A 17,727-nucleotide genomic window follows, 5' to 3' on the forward strand; every position below is an offset into this window, starting at 1 on the left:
CATGTCGCACCGGCCGCCGACTCCGTCGAGCGGGCGCGTGACATCGGCGAAGATCGTAATCGCCGGTGGGTTCGGCGTTGGCAAGACGACGCTGGTCGGCTCGGTTTCGGAGATCACGCCACTGACCACCGAGGCGATCATGACCTCGGCCGGTGTGGGCGTCGACGACACCCGGCAGGTGCCGGGCAAGACGACGACCACGGTGGCGATGGACTTCGGTCGTATCTCGATCGACCGTGACCTGATCCTGTACCTCTTCGGTACACCGGGTCAGACGCGGTTCTGGTTCATGTGGGACGAACTGGTCCGGGGCGCCATCGGCGCCGTGGTCCTGGTCGACACCCGTCGGTTGGCCGACTGCTTCGCGGCCATCGACTTCTTCGAGCACCGGCGGTTGCCGTACCTGATCGCCATCAACTGCTTCGACGGGATGCAGTACCACGACCCGCAGGACGTCCGGGACGCGTTGGCGATCTCCCCGGAGGTGCCGGTGGTGGCCTGTGACGCCCGGCAGCGGGAGTCGACCAAGCACGTGCTGATCTCGCTGGTCGAGTACGTGCTCACCATGCGGCGCTCGCGCGCGGTCGCCCCGGCCTGATCGACCCACGCACCGCCCGGTGCCGGCTCCGGCCGGCACCGGGCGGTGCGTCGTTTCGGTGGTGGTACGGCGCGCGCAGCCTTGAACGGGCCGCTGCGCCCGAGTCGCCGTGCCGCCCCGGGTCGGGCCACCAACGGCCTCCGCCGGGCGCCCAGCGGGCACGTCAGCGGGCCCGGCCGGCACGCCGCCTTGGACTGTCGCAGCGTCGGGAGCGCCGCGAGCCGCCCTCCCGACGTCGGGCGACACCGCTGCGGGCCTACCGCAGAAGTGCCGCCCGTGACCGGCCACCGTCACGTTCCGGAGCGGGGTGCACCGGACGGAAGCGGCTCGGTCGGGTCAGGAACGGTAGCCGGCGGAGCGGTACTCGTACTCCCGGTCGTCGTCGCGGTCGCCGTGGTCCCGGGTGAAGTCCCAGCCACCGGCGGCCTCACGACCCGGCCGACCGCCCACCGCGAATCCGCCGATCTCCTGTCCACGGCGCCAGCCCCGGAAGTAGCCGGTGGTGTTCTCGGCGATGCGCGCCGCGTCCCGGACGATCCGCAGCGGACGTTCCTCGCGCAGCGGCGAGCCGGGCACCAGGTTGGCCTGCGGGACCCGACGGGGGAGCCCGGCCGGCGTCTCGTCTCCCTTGACCGGCTTCGCCGCCTGCTCCGCGGCCTGCCAGCCGCTGTCGGCCATGCTGGACCATTCGAGGTCGGTGTCGTCCGAGTGCCCGACGAACCAGGCGGACTTGGCCTGGGCGAAGATGAGCAGGTCACCGTCGTTCTCGTCGGAGACCGGCGGCCGGCGGCGCTCGGCGACGGGCCGCTCGGGGAGACGGGGTGCGTCCTTCCGGTCCACCAGCCGCAGCGGCGGGTTCTCCGGGCGGGAAGCGGCCGGGGGATTGAGGACGGTCCGGTCGTCGGCCGGGGCCATGAACCCGGTGCGGGCGTTGCGGTCGGCGTTCGGGTCGACGGGGTCGCCGCCGCGCTCGGCACGCGGGGCGGTCCGGGGAGCAGGGGCCGACGGCGCGTCCGCCCGGCCGGGCATCTGCTGCTCCACCAGGCGCAGCATCGGTGGCTCCGGGGGCAGGTCGTCCGCCAGCCAGGGCGGGGTGACCCGGCCCTCCGGGCGCCCCGGGTCGGTGTGCGCGTCGATCTGCCGCTCGCCCCGCTCGTGGGCGGACTGCGCGACCGGGTTGCGCGGCGAACTGTCGGCCGGGTCCTCCGGGTTGTTGACCAGCGGCCAGTTGGCCCGAGACCCCGGTGGCGGGGCCTCCTGCTCCGGGTTCGGCACCGGCACGCTGAGGTCGGTGACCGCGAACCCGCCGGTCGGGGAGTCCCCGGTGGTCTTCGGGCGCGGCGGGATGATGGTCCGCTGCCGCTCGGCCCGGGCGTTGTTGATCGCGGCTGTGGTCAGGGTGGGACGGAACGGCTCACCCGCGTCGGCCGGCGAGTTGCCCCGCTGGGCCGGAGCGATCGGGGTGATGCCGGGCGGGGGTGGCGGCGGCGCGGACACCGGCCGGTTCGTCGGCCCGTCCACCCGGCGGGCCGCCGGGAGAACCGGGGTGTCGCCCCGCCCCGGCGCGCCGTTGACCGGCGGCTTGACCGAGGCGGCCGGAGTGACCGGAGCCGGCGCGGCCGGTGGCGGCGCGACCGGGGCCGGAGCCACCGGGGGCGGGCCGAGCGGACGCGGCGGAGTGGGCAGACCGCCACCGACGGGTTCCGGCCGGCTACGTCGCCCGGTCGGCTGCGGCGGGGCCGGGTCGACGGCGCGGAGTCCGCCGCCGGTGCCCACCTCGGTGCGGGCGTCGGCCGGCGCGGCGCGCCGACCGGACACCGGGGAAGGGGCGCTGATCCGGGCACCGAGCGCCCCGACCAGGGCGTCACACCCGGCGTCGCAGGCGCGGACGGCGGCGACGGCCTGGCGTACCGTCTCCGCCACCGCGGAGGTGAGTGCCCGGCTGACCGCCGCCCGGCGCGGGGTCTCGGCGATGGCCACCCGCAGCGCGGTCACCGCGTCGTTGATCGAGTCGGCGTCGGCCACCCCGTCGGCGGCCAGGTGGGCGACGATGGCGTCGGCGGCGACCGAGACGTCCCGGCCACGGGCGACGGTGCCGCCCAGCATGCCGGGCTCCGGGAGGGCGTCGAGCACGGCCAGCGAGACCGGCTCGGCCGGGTCGGGGTAGGCGCGCAGGGCGGCCGGATAGAGCTCGCGCAGCACCTCACGCAGGGCCACCGCGGCGGTGTGCCGGCCGTTGGCGAGCGCGGCGTGCGCGGCCAGGACCTGCTTGTACCCGGCGAGGTCGCGGGGGGCCGGCAGGGTGACTGCGGAGAGCGCGCCGGCCTGGAGCGCCCGGGCCAGCCCGACGGCCCGGCGCTGCGCCGGTGGCGACTGCATCTCCTCCAGCGAGTCGTCGTCGGCGAACCGTTCGGCGAAGTCGTCGACGGAGTCGTCGTCGGCTATCGCGAGCGGCCGACCGGCCGCGCTGAGCAGCGAGGTGACCGTGTGGTCGTCGCTGTCGGCGGCGATCGCCGCACCGCTCGGGCCGCCTGACCGTTCCACGAGCAACGCCACGAGCCGGGCGTAGCCGGCCGGATCGTCGCCGATCTCGCAGACGTGGAGCAGCCGGCCTGCGTCGTCGACCACGGCGGACGTCAGCGTCGAACTGGCCGAAGCCGGTCGGTCTGCTGAGTCGGCCGAGGCAAGACCGCAGTACACGCGCACGAGCGCCACGGCGTCGTCCTCCTCCCGGGTTTCTGTGCCAGAGACTGATGCTCCCTGTTACAGCTCAGTCGCGCCAGTCCACGACCGCAGAGATCTTCCCGACAATGGTCCGCCACCCCAGGCTGGCGGTCTGGGCACCGATCTTCTTCAGCCGCCGACGGCCCATGAAGCCCCCGATCCCGCCGCCGACCGTGGCACGCAGGGCCTCGTCCAGGTCGTCCAGGCTGGACCCGGCGGAGAGCATGTCGAGCACGGCGGGGAGCCGCAGCGCGTACGCCAGGTCACGGGCCGCCTCGCCGGCCTCGATGAGCAGGGTCGCGTCCCAGGTGTCGTGCCCGCCGCGCAGGTTCTCCACCACGAGGTCGAGCTCGTAGGCGTCCTCGTCGAGGGGGACGATGTCCGCCGGTTCCACCCGTTCGGACAGTTCATTCCAACTGTCCAGTTGGGACATGTCGTGCGGAGCGCCGGAGCGGACGAAGCTCACCAGGGACTCGGGCGTCTTGAACAACAGCAGCCGACCCCGGTGGCTGAGGAAGACGGGCACCTCCTCGTCGCCGGTGGCGTCCTCGTCCTCGTCCTCGGCGTCCGCCTCGGCCCCGTCGTCCTTCCGCGCGGCCTTCTTCTCTTCCTCGTCGGCCTCGGCGAACTCCTCCGCGAGCTCCTCGTCGAGGATCACCACGGTCTCGTCGTCGTCCTCGTCCTCCTCGACGACCTCCCGGCCGCGGGCCAGGAACGGGTCGTCGGAGTCCCGCTCGGCGACGTCGGTGGGGGTCAGCTCCCGGGCCGGCCGGTACGCGCGCAGCGTGAAGCCGGAACCGGCCGGCAGCGCGATCTCCACCGGGTCGATCCGCAGATCCTCCCAGAGCGACCGGTCCGGCTCGCCGGCACTGGCGACGGTGTCGCCGGCCTCCTCCGGCTCGGTCGGTGCGGTCGCTTCGTCGAGCTGGGGCTCGTCGGCGTCGGGCCGTTGGGGCGACTGGCGGGCCACGCTGACCTCCGTGTGCTTCGGGCTGCCCACCCGGCGGTAGTCCGTGCCGCCGGGTGACTCTGCGCACATACCCTAGTGGGCGATCCGGCGGGACCGGTGCCCGCACCCCGTTGGCTACGTCCCGGACAGTCAGTAGCGTGGTGTGTTGTGAAGGGCCAGACGCTGCACGGACACCTCGACGCCCTGCTCCTGGCGGTGCTCGAGGATGGTGCGCTGCACGGATACGCGATCATCGAGGCGCTCCGGGTCCGCAGCGGCGGCAGCCTGGATCTGCCCACCGGCACGACCTACCCGGCGCTGCGCCGGCTGGAACGCGCCGGCTACGTGGCCAGCTCCTGGCACACCGTCAACGGGCGGGAACGGCGTACGTACCAGCTCACCGACGCGGGGCGGCGGGCGCTGGCTGGCGAGCGGGCCGGCTGGCGTGAGTTCAGCTCCACCGTCGGGCGGTTCCTCAATCCGGACGCGCCGCCGGCGACCGCCTGACCCCGACCGGCCCGGACGCGCCCCCGGCGACCGCCCGACTCCGCCCGGCCCGGCGACCGCCTGCCCCAGCCCGGACGCGCTGCCGGTCCGCCCTCGGTCTGCCCCCGGACGCGCCGCCGGTCCGCCCCCGGTCAGGGGGCCAGGGCCAGGTAGCCCTGCTCGGCCGCAGCCTGGATCAGCCACTGGTCGCGGTACCAGCCGGGCGTCGCCACCAGCTGGTCGTGGCGCCCCCGCTGGACCACCCGGCCGGCGTCCAGCACCACGACCTCGTCGAAGCCGGCCAGGCCGCTGAGCCGGTGGCTGATCAGCAGCACCGAGTGGTCGGCGGGCACCGCGGCCAGCGTCGAGGCGAGCACCGCGTCGGCGGCGACCGGGTCGAGTCCCTCGGTCGGTTCGTCCAGCACCAGCAGACCCGGCGCGGCCACCAGCGCCCGGGCCAGCGCCAGCCGCTGCCGCTGGCCGCCGGAGAGCTGCCCGCCGTCCTCGCCGACCACGGTGTCCCACTGCTCCGGTTGATCGCGTACCCAGTCGAGCAGCCCGGCCGCCCGGGCGGCCGAGTCGAGCGCCGCGTCGTCGGCCCCACTGCGGCCGAGGAGGAGGTTCTCCCGGACGGTGGCGTGGAAGACGTGCGCCTCGGCCAGCAGGCCGCCGATCGCCTGGGGCAGCTCCTCCGCCCGGTACGCCGACAGCTCGACCCCGTCCAGGGTCACCCGGCCCCGGTCCGGTGGCACCGCGCCGGTGAGCACGGCCGCCAGCGTGCTCTTGCCGGCCCCGCTCGGCCCGACGACGGCGACCCGGCGGCCGGCGGGAAGATCGAGGTCCACCCCGTCCAGCGCGGGTGGGGCACCCTCGCGGTAACGGACGCTCACCCCGTCGAGGCGTACGTGGCGTCCGGCTGCGCCGGGCACCGGCCGGTCCCCGGTCGACGGGGCGCCGGTCGGGCCGGTGAGCAACGCGGCGACCCGGCTCAGCCCGGCCCGCAGCCCGGTCCACTGCCGGGCGGCCCCGACCAGCGCCGACGTCACCTCCGCAGCGGCGAGGGTGCCCACCGCGAGGACGCCGACCAGCACCCCGGAGACGTCGGCCCGGAGGGCGGCGACCACCACCGCCGCGCAGGTCGCCCCGGCGACCAGCACGCCGAGGGCGTCCACCGCGAAGCCGGTGGTGGCGAGGCGACGCTCCAACCGGGCGAGCCGGTCGGCCCGCTCGGTCGCCGCGCGCAGGGCCGCACCGGTCGCGCCGAAGGCGGCCAGGTCGGCGGCACCGTGGGTCAGGTCCACCGCGTCCGAGGCGAGCGCGCCGCGCAGCGGTGCCACCTCGGCGGCACCGCGCCGGGTCAGCACGGCGGCCAGCAGCGGCAGCGCGCCGCCGGCCAACAGCAGACCCACCGCGAGCCAGCCGGCCGCAGCCGGGGACACCAGCGCCGCCCCGACGACCGCGAGCACGCTCACCAGGGCCGCCGCCGCTCCCGGTACGAGCACCCGCAGCAGCAGGTCCTGGACGGTGTCCACGTCGGAGACCAGCCGGCTCAGGGTGTCCCCGGAGCGCTGCTCGGCGGCCGGCCGGCGGGCCGCCAGGGTGGCGAAGACCCGGGCGCGCACGTCGGTGACGATGCGGAGCACCGCGTCGTGCCCGGCGAGCCGTTCGGTGTAGCGCAGCACGCCCCGGCCGATCGCGAGCGCCCGGACCGCGACGATCGCCACGGTCAGCCGGTCCAGAGGCGGCCGGCCGGCGGCGCTCATCAGCAGCCAGGTGGCGGTGGCCATGAGGGCCAGGGCGGCCAGTTCGGTGGCGGTGGCGAGCAGCCCCGCGCCGAGCAACCGGCGCAGGTACGGCCGGGCCAGCCGCAGGACGGCCCGTTCGGCCCCCAGTCGCCCCGACATCCCCGCCAGGGGCATGGCGGTTCCGTCCGGTGACCCGGCGTCCGGCTGGCTCATGCGACCACCTCCCCCGTCCGGGTGAGCTCGGTGACCCGCCCGTCGACCACCCGCAGGATCCGGTCGGCGTCGGCGAGCAACGCCGGACGGTGTGCCACCAGCAGAGCGGTACGTCCCGCGACGAGCCGACGGGTCGCGTCCAGCACCACGGCCTCCGAGGCGGTGTCGAGCCGGGCGGTGGGCTCGTCGAGGAGCACGACGGGGGCGTCCCGGAGGAACGCCCGGGCCAGCGCCACCCGCTGCCGCTGGCCGCTGGAGAGGCCGTGGCCGCGTTCGCCGAGCCGGGTCTCCAGCCCGTCGGGCAGGGCGGCGACCACCTCGTCCAGCGCGGCGGCCCGGACCGCGGCGGCGAGCGCCTCCGGGCGGGTCTCCGGCGCGCCGAGGCGGATGTTGTCGGCCAGCGTGGCGGCGAACAGGTGGGCCCGTTGGGGCACCCAGGCCAGCCGGCGACGCCAGTCGTCCAGGTCGACGGTGGCCAGGTCGACGCCGTCCACGGTGACCCGGCCACTGGTCGGGGTGACGAAGCCCAGCAGGAGGCCGATCAGGGTGCTCTTGCCGGCCCCGCTCGGCCCGACGACGGCGATCCGTTCGCCGGGGCGGATGGTCAGCGTGACGTCCCGCAGCGCCGTGGTCCGCTCGTAGGCCACGGTGACCGCCTCGAACCGGATCTCGCCGGGGTGGGGTGGAAGCAGGGGTCCCCTGCTACCGCTTTTTGTCGAACAGGGGGCCCCTGCAGGCACCTCAGCAGCCGGCACCTCAGCGGCCGGTGCCTCACCTGTCGGTGCCTCAGGCGTGGCGTCCGCCCCCTCCAGCACGGCGAAGGCGTCGTTGAGGGCGCTCAGTCCCTCCATGCTGGCGTGGAACCGGGCACCGGCCGCCCGGAGGGGGAGGTACGCCTCCGGGGTGAGCAGGAGCACCAGCAGCGCGGTGGTGAGGGTGAGCCCGCCGCCGAGCAGCCGTACGCCGACCGGGACGGCGACCAGCGCCACCGAGAGGGTGGCGACCAGTTCCAGCACCAGCCCGGAGAGGAAGGCGATGCGCAGGGTGCGCATGGTGGCGACCCGGTGCCCGTCGGCCATCCGCCGCACCACGTCCACCTGGGCCCGGGCCCGGCCGAACGCACGCAGGGTGGCCAGCCCGGCCACCATGTCGAGGAAGTGCCCGCCGAGGCGGGAGAGGCGACGCCACTGCCGTTCCGTGGCGGCCTGCGCCTGCCAGCCGAGCAGCGCCCCGAAGATCGGGATCAGCGGCAGCGTCGCCAGGATGATCAGCGCCGAACTCCAGTCGGCGAGGACCAGTCGGGCCAGGACCGCGACCGGCACGGTGACGCTCAGCACGAGCTGGGGGAGGTAGCCGGTGAAGTAGGCGTCCAGGGCGTCCAGGCCGCGCCCGGCCAGGGTGGCGAGCTGCCCGGCCCGTTGCCCGGCCACCCAGCCCGGTCCGTGCCGCCCCACCGCGCCGAGCAGGTCGGCGCGGAGGGCGGCCTTGACCGTCGCCGCGGCCCGCGCCGCCACCGTCCCCTGGGCCCAGACCACCGCCGCGCGGGCGGCGACCGCCGCGACGAGGCCGGCGAGCGCCCCCCGGTGCAGCCGCCCGTCGAAGGCGGTGGCGAGGAGGACGGCCAGCGCGGTGGCCTGGGCGACGACCAGGAGCGCGGTCAGTACGCCGAGCCCGCCGAGCACGGCGAGATGACGCCGGACCGCGGGGACCCGGCGCAGCAGACGCGGGTCGAAGGGACGACGGTTCACCGATGCATCACCAGTACACCGGTGCCCTGCCGCCGGTCCGTCCGCGGAAGACCCACCACAACATCACCTGGAAGCCTAGTAGGGCCGGCAGAAGCGGCACCGTCAGCCAGCCCAGCAGACGCAGGGTCGGCCCGCTGGCCGCCGCGTCGGCGACGGTCAGGCTGGCCGCCGGGTCGATCGTGGAGTACAGCGCGTTGGGCCAGAGGGTCGCCCCGACCAGCAGCACCGGCAGGGCCAGCGCCGCGCTGGTGGCGGTGAAGGCCAGGCCGGGGCTCCGGCGGCCGAACCCGACCAGGGCCACCAGCAGGGCCACCACCAGCAGTACGGGCATGGCGATCGCGGCGGCCGGCTGCTGTGCCGCGTCGCGTACCCGGTCGGAGAGCAGACCCACGACGGTGGTGACGACGCTCGCGGCCAGCGCGACCGGTGCCAGCCGGCGGCCCAGCGCGGTGATCGGCCCGGCCTCGTCGGCCGGGAGTCGCAGGGCCAGGAAGGCCGCGCCGTGCACGGCCACCAGCGCCACCATGGTCACTGCGGCGACCAGCGCGAACGGGGTGAAGAGGTGCCCGATGCCGACCACCCTGCCCTCGGCGTTGAGCGGTACGCCCTGGAGCATGCCGGCGAGCACCGCGCCCCAGCCCAGCGCGGCGAGCGCGGAGCCGACGACGATGACCCGGTCCCAGGCGGCACGGGCCCGGTCGCCCGCCGGCCGGCTGCGCAACTGCACGGCGGCTGTGACCAGGATCACGCCGGTGAGCGCCCCGGCGAAGGCCGGGTAGAGGCCGGCGAGGAGTTCCCCCTCCAGGATCGGGAACGCGCCGAAGAGGATACCGACGGCGGCGATCAGCCAGACCTCGTTGCCGAGGAAGAACGGGCCGACCGCGTTGAGCAGGCCGCGCCGGGCGGTCGGGTCACCGGTCCGGGCGAGCATCAGGCCGGTCCCGTAGTCGTAGCCGCCGAGCACCAGGTAGGCGGCGAAGAAGGCGCCCAGGAGGGCGTACCAGGCGAGTTCCACGGTCGGCTCCTCAGACGAAGGCGGGGTCGGGACGGTCGTCGGCGGGCTGCTGCTCGGGCGGGCGGCCGAGGGCGAGATCGTCGTGGGCACCCCGGGCGGCGTGCTTGGCGATCAGGGTCCAGTTGATGACCGCGAGGGTGCCGAGCAGCAGGGTGAAGCCGAGGAACGAGGTGAGCATCACCCCGCCGCTGACCGGTGAGACCGCGTCCTCCACCCGGAGCACCCCGTACACCGCCCAGGGCTGGCGGCCGATCTCGCGGGCGAGCCAGCCGAGGATGGCCGCGACGAACGGCAGCGGAAGGGCGAACAGCAGGATCCAGAGCGGGAAGCGGAGCCGGATCAGCCGGTCCTTGGGCAGCAGCACGAACTGGAGGCAGATCAGCGCCAGCAGGAAGCCGATGATGAACATGAAGCTGAGGCTGTTCAGGAAGGCCGTCGGCGGTTCGTAGTCGCCGGGGCCGAAGGTGGCGGTCAGCTCGGCGATCTTGGCCGCCTTCTCCTCCGGGGTGCCGTACTTGGTCGGCTGGAGCGGGGCCATGTCGGCGAGCTGGATGAAGCCGAAGTGCAGCAGCGGGCCGACGGTGACCGCGGCGGTGACCAGGCCGATCCGCAGCGACTTGCGGAACAGCTCGAAGTCGGCCGTGCGCCGGATCAGGTGCCAGGAGCTGATCGAGGCCATCAGGATGCCGCCGGTGACCAGGGCGGCGAGCGTGGCGTGCACGAAGGCCATCGTGAAGGCCGGGTTGGTCACCAGGGCGGAGAAGTCGGTGAGGTGGGCGATGCCGTCGCGCATCTCGTACCCGACCGGGTTCTGCATCCAGGCGTTGCCGGCCATGATCCAGAAAGCCGAGACGTACGCGGTCAGCGCCACGCCCCAGAGCAGCGTCAGGTGGACGCCCCGGCGCAGCCGGTGCCAGCCGAAGATCCACATGCCGAGGAAGGTGGACTCCAGGAAGAACGCGGTCAACGTCTCGATCGCCAGCGGCGCGCCGAAGACGTTGCCGACGTACTTCGACAGGCCGCTCCAGTTCAGCCCGAACTGGAACTCCAGGACCACGCCGGCGGCGATGCCGAGCACGTAGTTGATCACATAGAGCGTGCCCCAGAAGCGGGTCATCCGCTCGTAGACCGGTTTCTTCGTGATCACCCACGCCGTCTGGAGATAGACGAGTAACGTGATCAGGCCCAGTGTCACGAGGACGAAGAGGAAGTGGATCGACGTCGTGGTGGCGAACTGGAGTCGCGCTAACAGCAGCGGGTCCATGGCCGGCTCCAAGGGGGAGTGTCGCTTTTTGCCGGGAGCCTACAGGTAGATCGCCTACTTATGCACATCTTTTACTACGACTTGTAGTTTTCGGCGTGTCGCCGGGCGGCTCGACGTCCGTCACCGGGTCGGACCGGGTCCACCGGCGGCCACGCCGGCCGGGGTTCAGCTCAGGAACAGGGTGACCGGCAGCGCGGCCAGCGTGGTGGTCAGGGCGAGCACGGTGGCCCCGAGGAGCCGGGGTGGCCGTTGCGCGACCAGCAGTCGTCGTACCCGCAGATCGAGGTCGCGGTCACCGAGCCCGAGCGCGCCGGCGGGGGTGACCCGGTTGCCGGCGGCGGCGAACCGGCGGAGCGCACCGGCCAGCGGGACCTCGGCGTGCGCCTGCCGGGCCTTGTCGTCGGCGCGCATCTCGACCAGCAGCGCCACCCGCTCGTGCGCGGCGCGGACCCAGTCGAACCACGGCAGCGCCCGGCACAGCGCGCTGAACGGCAGCAGCACCAGATCGTGCCGCTCCTGGGCGTGCGCCCGTTCGTGGGCGAGCACGGCGGCCAGTTCGGCGCGGTCCAGCAGGTCGAGCGTGCCGGCGCTGACGACCACCCGGGGCCGCATCCCGGGCAGGCAGTACGCCGCCGCGCACGGGTGGTCGAGCACCAGCGCGCCGGGGGCCGCCGGGTCGTCCCGGGCGACCAGGGTGAGCAGGTCCCGGTGCCGACGCTGGGCGCGTACCGTCCCGACGACGCTGCGCACCGTGGAGGCCAGCAGCATCGTGCCGATGCCGAACCCGATGCCGACCCCCGCCAGGTGGAACACCCCGAGGTCGGGCGGCAGGGTGTCGTGGACCAGGTCGTCGGCGAGGGCGAGCAGCGCACTGCCGGTCGGCAGGTCGTACGGCGTCAGCCCGAGGGCGATCGGCACCCCCATGGCGGAGAGGCCGAGCGCCAGCCCGACCCCCTGCCAGCAGAGGATGGCCACCCGGGGACTGCGCCCCGGCCAGCTGGCGGCGGCGAGCACCTGGGCGGTCAGCCAGCAGGCCAGCACCGTCACGGCGAAGTGCAGGGCGTACGCCACGGCCGGCGCCCTACCGGTCCGGGCTCTTGTCGACCGGCGTCGGCTCCCGTGTCGCGTCGACCGGGTCGGCCGGCTGGCGCCCCGGCCCGGTCGCCCGACCCGCCTGCGCGTTCAGCGCGGCCCGGAGCACGTCGGCCTCGGTGCCGGTGACCGACCGGGCGAAGCGCACCAGTGCCGCGTCCCGGCTGCCGCCGAGGTCGAGCGCGTCGAGCATGAGCTGGGCGATGTGCGCCTCGCGGGTGGCGGCCGCCCGGTAGCGCCAGGCCCGTCCCTCCCGCTCGCGTTCCACCATGCCCTTGCCCGCGAGCCGGTCGAGCACGGTCATCACCGTGGTGTACGCCAGTTCGCGGGCGGCCAGCGCGTCGGCCACCTCGCGGACGGTCACCCCGCCCTCGGTGTCGCCGGACGCGCCGTCCCACAGCACGTCCATCACCGCTCGTTCAAGGTCCCCCAGCCGTGTCACGCGCCCAATCCTACCCCCCGTAGTAGAAGACCCTTCCCAGGGCAGCACCCTTGATAAGACGCCACCACGCAGACCCCGACCCGAACAGGTTTCCGGGGGGAGCCCGCCCACGCAGGGATCAAGCCTGACCGCCCGGAGTGGGCGGGCTCCCCCCGGAAACCCCCACAGTGGGCGGGCTCCGGAAGCCTCACGGCAGAACCGCGGTCACACCCCCTTGGGGTGCCAGACGGTCTTGGTCTCCAGGAGAGTGGTCATGCGGGTGAGACCGGGGTCGGCGGACCAGTCGTGGTCGGCCGGGGCCGGGCGGAGGACGCGCTTGAGGTTCTGCGCGGCCGCGACCTCCAGGTCGGCGGCGAGTCCGGCGTCGGTGACACCGGTCAGGTCGAGGGCGTTGACGTCCATGTGACCGGCGAGCGTCGGGGCCGTCTCGGTGATCCGGCCGGTGAGCAGGTTGACCACGCCGCCCGGGAGATCCGAGGTGGCGAGCACCTCGGCCAGGGTGATCGCGGCCAGCGGCTCGGTCGGCGAGGCGAGCACCACCACCGTGTTGCCGCTGACGATCGCCGGGGCGATCACGCTGACCAGGCCGAGCAGCGCCGGCCGCTCCGGGGCCACCACGCCCACCACGCCGGTCGGCTCCGGCGCGGAGAGGTTGAAGTACGGCCCGGCCACCGGGTTCGCGCCGCCGTACACCTGGGGTAGCTTGTCGGACCAGCCGGCGTACCAGACCCAGCGGTCGGTGGCCGCGTCCACCTCGTCGCCCGGCACACCGAGCGCGACGAACTGCTCGCGCCGCCCCTCCAGCATCTCGGCGACCCGGTAGAGGATCTGCCCCCGGTTGTACGCGGTCGCGCCGGACCAGCCCTTCACGGCGGCGCGGGCGGCGACCACCGCGTCCCGGACGTCCTTACGGGAGGAGAGGGCGACATTCGCGTTCTGCACCGGATACGACCGTCCCGACTCGCTGCGGGGGAACTTCCCGCCGATGAAGAGCTTGTACGTCTTGCGTACCGCGACCCGCTGCGGCGCTGGCGGCTTCGCCTTGGCCTTCGCACCCGACCTGTCAGACATTGAGGTACGCCTCCAGCCCGTGCCGGCCGCCCTCGCGACCGTAGCCCGACTCCTTGTAGCCGCCGAACGGCGAGGTCGGGTCGAACTTGTTGAACGTGTTGGCCCAGACCACACCGGCGCGCAGCCGGTCGGCCATCCAGAGGATCCGGGAGCCCTTCTCGGTCCAGATGCCGGCGGACAGCCCGTACGGCGTGTTGTTGGCCTTCTCGACGGCCTCGGCCGGGGTGCGGAAGGTCAGCACGGACAGCACCGGGCCGAAGATCTCCTCCCGGGCGATCCGGTGTGCCTGGGTGACCCCGGTGAAGATCGTCGGGGCGAACCAGAAGCCCCGCTCGGGCAGCTCGCACGACGGCGACCAGCGCTGCGCGCCCTCCGCCGCGCCCGCATCGGACAGCTCCGTGATCCGGGCGAGCTGGGCGGCCGAGTTGATCGCGCCGATGTCGGTGTTCTTGTCCAACGGGTCACCGACCCGCAGCTGCGCCATCCGTCGCTTCAGGGACTCCAGCACCGGCTCGGCGACCGACTCCTGGAGCAGCAGCCGGGAACCGGCGCAGCAGACGTGCCCCTGGTTGAAGAAGATGCCGTTGACGATCCCCTCGACCGCCTGGTCGACCGGCGCGTCGTCGAAGACGATGTTCGCCGCCTTGCCGCCCAGCTCCAGGGTGAGCTTCTTGCGGGTGCCGGCGACCGCGCGGGCGATGGCCCGGCCGACCTCGGTGGAGCCGGTGAAGGCGACCTTGTCGGTCCCCGGGTGCTCGACCAGCGCGCGGCCGGTCTCGCCAGCCCCGGTGACGATGTTGACCACACCCGGCGGCAGGTCGGCCTGCTGGCAGATCTCGGCGAAGACCAGCGCGGTGAGCGGGGTGGTCTCGGCCGGCTTCAGCACCACCGTGTTGCCGGCCGCCAGCGCCGGGGCGATCTTCCAGGCCAGCATGAGCAGCGGGAAGTTCCACGGGATGACCTGGGCGGCCACCCCGAGCGGCAACGGACGGGAGCCGAAGCCGGCGTACTCCAGCTTGTCGGCCCAACCGGCGTAGTAGAAGAAGTGCGCGGCGACCAGCGGCAGGTCGACGTCCCGGGACTCCCTGATCGGCTTACCGTTGTCCAGCGACTCCAGCACCGCCAGCTCGCGGGAGCGTTCCTGGATGATCCGGGCGATCCGGAACAGGTACTTGGCCCGGTCCCGGCCGGACATCGGACCCCAGACCTTCTCGTACGCCTTCCGCGCGGCGCGGACCGCCCGGTCCACGTCCGCCGCGCCGCCCTCGGCGACCTCGGCCAGCACCTCCTCGGAGGCCGGGTTGATCGACTTGAAGCTGCCGCCGTCGGCCGGGTCGACGAACTCACCGTCGACGAAGAGCCCGTACGAGGCCTTGATGTCCACCACCGAGCGGGACTCGGGGGCGGGTGCGTATTCGAACATCGCTCTCAGTCCAGGGTGAAGTAGTCGGGACCGGAGTAGACGCCGGTCGTCAGCTTGGTGCGCTGCATGAGCAGGTCGTTGAGGAGGCTGGACGCGCCGAAGCGGAACCAGTCCGGGTCGAGCCAGTCCGGGCCGACCGTCTCGTTGACCGTCACCAGGTACTTGATGGCGTCCTTGGTCGTCTTGATCCCGCCGGCCGGCTTCACGCCCACCTGCCGGCCGGTCGCGGCCCGGAAGTCGCGGACTGCCTCCAGCATCACCAGCGTCACCGGCAGGGTGGCCGCCGACGGAACCTTGCCGGTCGAGGTCTTGATGAAGTCGGCACCGGCCAGCATCGCCAGCCAGGAGGCCCGGCGCACGTTGTCGTAGGTGACCAGTTCACCGGTCTCCAGGATGACCTTGAGGTGGGCGTCGCCGCACGCCTCCTTGGTGGCCACGATCTCGTCGTAGACCTCCGTGTACCGACCGGACAGGAACGCGCCCCGGCTGATCACCATGTCGATCTCGTCCGCGCCGGCCGCGACGGCGGCCCGGGTGTCGGCGAGCTTGACCTCCAGCGGGGCCTGCCCGGACGGGAAGGCGGTCGCCACGCTGGCCAGGTGCACCCCGGAGCCGCGCAGCACCTCGGCCACGTACGGGACCATCGCCGGGTAGACGCAGACCGCGCCGACGTGCGGGCAGGACGGGTCGGCCGGGTCGGGACGCAGCGCCTTGGCGGCCAGCGCCCGGACCTTGCCGGGGGTGTCCGCCCCCTCCAGCGTGGTCAGGTCGACCATCCGGATCGCCAGGTCGATCGCCGTGGCCTTGGCCGTGGTCTTGATGGAGCGGGTGCCGAGCTGGGCCGCCCGCTGCTCCGCGCCGACCTGGTCCACGCCCGGTAGGCCGTGCAGGAAGGTCCGCAGAGCGGTCTCGGATCGTCCCAGCTCGGAAAGGTCCGACCGGGCCGACGTCGCTGTCGCCGTCATGCCGCGAAGTCTACGCACCCGGGACATCGGTGATCCTGATCACGTACCCATCGTCGGCCGGACCGTCGGAGCGGGCGGGACGCGGCGGTGAAAGCGCTGGTCGCTCCGCCGGGCCGCTGCCCGTCGGCGAGGCGTTCGGTAGGTTGGACGACCGTGGACGTACACGTGATCGACCATCCGCTCGCCCAGTCGCGGCTCACCGCGATGCGCGACGCCCGCACCGACTCCTCCATGTTCCGGGCGGCGCTGCACGAACTCACCACCATGCTGGTGTACGAGGCCGCGCGCTCCTTCCCGGTGGAGAAGTACCCGGTGAGTACGCCGGTCACCGACACCGAGGGCACCCGGCTGGCCAACCCGCCGCTGCTGGTGCCGGTACTCCGGGCCGGTCTGGGGATGGCCGACGCCGCGCTCGGCCTGCTGCCGGAGTCCTCGATGGGCTTCGTCGGGCTGGCCCGGGACGAGGAGACGTACGAGCCCCGCGCCTACATGGAGTCGCTCCCCCGGGACCTGGCCGGTCTGCCGGTGCTGGTGCTCGACCCGATGCTCGCCACCGGTGGCTCGCTGGAGCACTGCTGCCGGCTGCTCGCCGACCGGGGCTGCACCGACATCACCGTGCTCTGCGTGCTGGCCGCGCCGACCGGCATCGAGCGGCTGGAGCGGTCCGGCCTGCCGCTGCGTCTGGTCACCGCCTCGATCGACGACGGGCTCAACGACAAGATGTTCATCGTGCCCGGACTGGGGGACGCCGGCGACCGGCAGTTCGGCGGCATGCCCCGCTTCTGACCAGCGGTTCCGTCGCCCGGAACGGGGGTCCGGGCGACGGCCCGGGGGAGACGGGTGCGGGAGGCGGCGTCAACCCGCTACCGTCTCCGGCCTTGACATCCTCCCTCGCTTGAAGGCGGGGGATTCCCGGGGTCGCCCCAGGGGTTTCCTGCTTCGTCGCCGGTTGCCCCGTCCGGGAGGTGTCCCGTTGAGGTCTGACACCAGCTCCACAGGCCGTCACCGCCAGCCCGGCGGCCAGGATGTTCCGTGCCGCGTTGACGTCGCGGTCGTGGGTCGTGCCGCACCGGCACGTCCACGTCCGCACGCCCAACGGCATGCTCTCCGCGACCGTCCCGCACACCGAGCAGGTCTTGGAGGACGGGTACCAGCGGTCGATCACGACCAGGTCCCGGCCGTACCAGTCGCACTTGTAGGTGAGGAAATCACGGAACTGTCGCCAGGCCGCGTCGGAGATGGCGCGAGCCAGGCGATGGTTTCTGACCATGTTACGGACGGTCAGGTCCTCGATCACGAGCGTTTGGTTTTCACGCACGAGTCGAGTGGTCAGCTTGTGCAGGTGGTCGCGTCGCCGGTCGGCGATCCGGGCGTGGATCCGGGCGACCGTGAGTCGGGCCCTGGCCCGGTTCGCCGAGCCCTTCTCTTTGCGGGCCAGTTTCCGATGAGCCTTGACGAGGCGGGCGCGGTCGACGCGTTCGTGGCGGGGGTGATCGAGTCCTCGCAGAGCAGGGACACGAACCATCGCCGGGCAGAGTCGCGGGACACGGTCACCGTCGACGGAACCGCACCGTCGGGCAGCGGCCTGGACCAGACGATGTCCAACGGCTCGGCCATCTTCGCCAGGGTGAGCGTGCCGTTCTGGTAGCGGAAAGCGCGGGAGGTGAACTCCGCCGACGCCCGCGACTGCTTCCGGCTCTTGAAGCGCGGATACCGGGCCCGCCTGTCCCAGAACGCGACGAACCCGGCCTGCAGGTGCCGCAGCGTCTGCTGCAACGGCACGCTGGACACCTCGTTGAGGAACGCCAGCTCAGCGGTCTTCTTCCAGACGGTCAGCATCGCCGAGGTGGTGTTGTAATTGATGCGTTCCTGCCGCTGCCGCCACGCCTCGGTACGCGCGGCCAAGGCTAGGTTGTAGACCTTCCGGACACATCCGAACGTCCGGTTCAGCAGGTCGGCCTGCTCGAGGGTGGGGTAGAAGCGGAACTTGTA

The 17,727-nt window shown here is 73.5% G+C and carries 14 protein-coding genes and 1 pseudogene; 3 read left to right on the forward strand and 12 right to left on the reverse strand.

What is annotated here, in order from left to right:
* Position 1: 1 nt before the first annotated feature.
* Positions 2-598 carry a GTP-binding protein gene (locus IGA62_RS16735; protein ID WP_088980735.1) on the forward strand — a complete coding sequence of 199 codons (597 nt, stop codon included), beginning with the start codon at positions 2-4 and terminating at the stop codon, positions 596-598.
* A 336-nt stretch (positions 599-934) separates the two neighbouring features.
* On the opposite strand, the gene IGA62_RS16740 is transcribed toward IGA62_RS16735, so the two are convergent.
* Together IGA62_RS16740 and IGA62_RS16745 are read right to left on the reverse strand one after the other, a co-directional pair.
* A complete protein-coding gene (locus tag IGA62_RS16740; RefSeq protein ID WP_190289185.1) occupies positions 935-3,313 on the reverse strand; it encodes a serine/threonine-protein kinase in 2,379 nt (792 codons plus the stop codon).
* Between the two features lie 55 nt (positions 3,314-3,368).
* Positions 3,369-4,322 carry a DNA primase gene (locus tag IGA62_RS16745; protein ID WP_145820088.1) on the reverse strand — a complete coding sequence of 318 codons (954 nt, stop codon included), beginning with the start codon at positions 4,320-4,322 and terminating at the stop codon, positions 3,369-3,371.
* 117 nt (positions 4,323-4,439) lie between these two features.
* Here IGA62_RS16745 and IGA62_RS16750 point away from each other — a divergent pair, with 117 nt between their 5' ends.
* Positions 4,440-4,778 (forward strand): PadR family transcriptional regulator, encoded by a 339-nt coding sequence (locus tag IGA62_RS16750; protein ID WP_145820086.1) that lies wholly within the window; start codon positions 4,440-4,442, stop codon positions 4,776-4,778.
* A 131-nt stretch (positions 4,779-4,909) separates the two neighbouring features.
* On the opposite strand, the gene cydC is transcribed toward IGA62_RS16750, so the two are convergent.
* The 9 genes from cydC to deoC form a co-directional block, all read right to left on the reverse strand.
* A complete protein-coding gene (cydC, locus tag IGA62_RS16755) occupies positions 4,910-6,715 on the reverse strand; it encodes a thiol reductant ABC exporter subunit CydC (RefSeq protein WP_145820084.1) in 1,806 nt (601 codons plus the stop codon).
* The gene (gene cydD, locus IGA62_RS16760) at positions 6,712-8,463 is read right to left on the reverse strand and encodes a thiol reductant ABC exporter subunit CydD (protein ID WP_145820082.1); all 1,752 of its coding nucleotides are present in this window, start codon (positions 8,461-8,463) and stop codon (positions 6,712-6,714) included. The genes cydC and cydD overlap by 4 nt, the downstream gene beginning before the upstream one ends.
* 7 nt (positions 8,464-8,470) lie before the next feature.
* Positions 8,471-9,478: a cytochrome d ubiquinol oxidase subunit II gene (locus IGA62_RS16765; protein WP_145820079.1), complete on the reverse strand. Its 1,008-nt coding sequence runs from the start codon at positions 9,476-9,478 to the stop codon at positions 8,471-8,473.
* A 10-nt stretch (positions 9,479-9,488) separates the two neighbouring features.
* Positions 9,489-10,742 (reverse strand): cytochrome ubiquinol oxidase subunit I, encoded by a 1,254-nt coding sequence (locus IGA62_RS16770; RefSeq protein ID WP_145820077.1) that lies wholly within the window; start codon positions 10,740-10,742, stop codon positions 9,489-9,491.
* Between the two features lie 165 nt (positions 10,743-10,907).
* Positions 10,908-11,813, reverse strand: a complete 906-nt coding sequence (locus IGA62_RS16775) for a M56 family metallopeptidase (RefSeq protein WP_145820075.1) — start codon at positions 11,811-11,813, stop codon at positions 10,908-10,910.
* A gap of 10 nt (positions 11,814-11,823) precedes the next feature.
* Positions 11,824-12,276 (reverse strand): BlaI/MecI/CopY family transcriptional regulator, encoded by a 453-nt coding sequence (locus tag IGA62_RS16780; RefSeq protein WP_145820073.1) that lies wholly within the window; start codon positions 12,274-12,276, stop codon positions 11,824-11,826.
* A gap of 204 nt (positions 12,277-12,480) precedes the next feature.
* Complete coding sequence (locus IGA62_RS16785) at positions 12,481-13,347, reverse strand: aldehyde dehydrogenase family protein (RefSeq protein WP_145820071.1); 867 nt, start codon at positions 13,345-13,347, stop codon at positions 12,481-12,483.
* Entirely contained in the window at positions 13,340-14,770 is a 1,431-nt protein-coding gene (locus IGA62_RS16790) for an aldehyde dehydrogenase family protein (RefSeq protein ID WP_145820069.1), read from the reverse strand. The genes IGA62_RS16785 and IGA62_RS16790 overlap by 8 nt, the downstream gene beginning before the upstream one ends.
* Before the next feature lie 5 nt (positions 14,771-14,775).
* Positions 14,776-15,735 carry a deoxyribose-phosphate aldolase gene (gene deoC, locus IGA62_RS16795; RefSeq protein ID WP_145820067.1) on the reverse strand — a complete coding sequence of 320 codons (960 nt, stop codon included), beginning with the start codon at positions 15,733-15,735 and terminating at the stop codon, positions 14,776-14,778.
* Positions 15,736-15,888: 153 nt separating this feature from the next.
* Here deoC and upp point away from each other — a divergent pair, with 153 nt between their 5' ends.
* A complete protein-coding gene (upp, locus tag IGA62_RS16800; protein ID WP_145820065.1) occupies positions 15,889-16,521 on the forward strand; it encodes a uracil phosphoribosyltransferase in 633 nt (210 codons plus the stop codon).
* Here the strand turns inward: upp and IGA62_RS30960 are convergent.
* Positions 16,460-17,727, reverse strand: a pseudogene (locus tag IGA62_RS30960) (RNA-guided endonuclease InsQ/TnpB family protein); the annotation flags it as partial. The gene upp and the pseudogene IGA62_RS30960 sit on opposite strands and share 62 nt — an antisense overlap.

The organism is Micromonospora sagamiensis (assembly GCF_014680085.1).
GTDB classification, from domain to species: domain Bacteria; phylum Actinomycetota; class Actinomycetes; order Mycobacteriales; family Micromonosporaceae; genus Micromonospora; species Micromonospora inyonensis.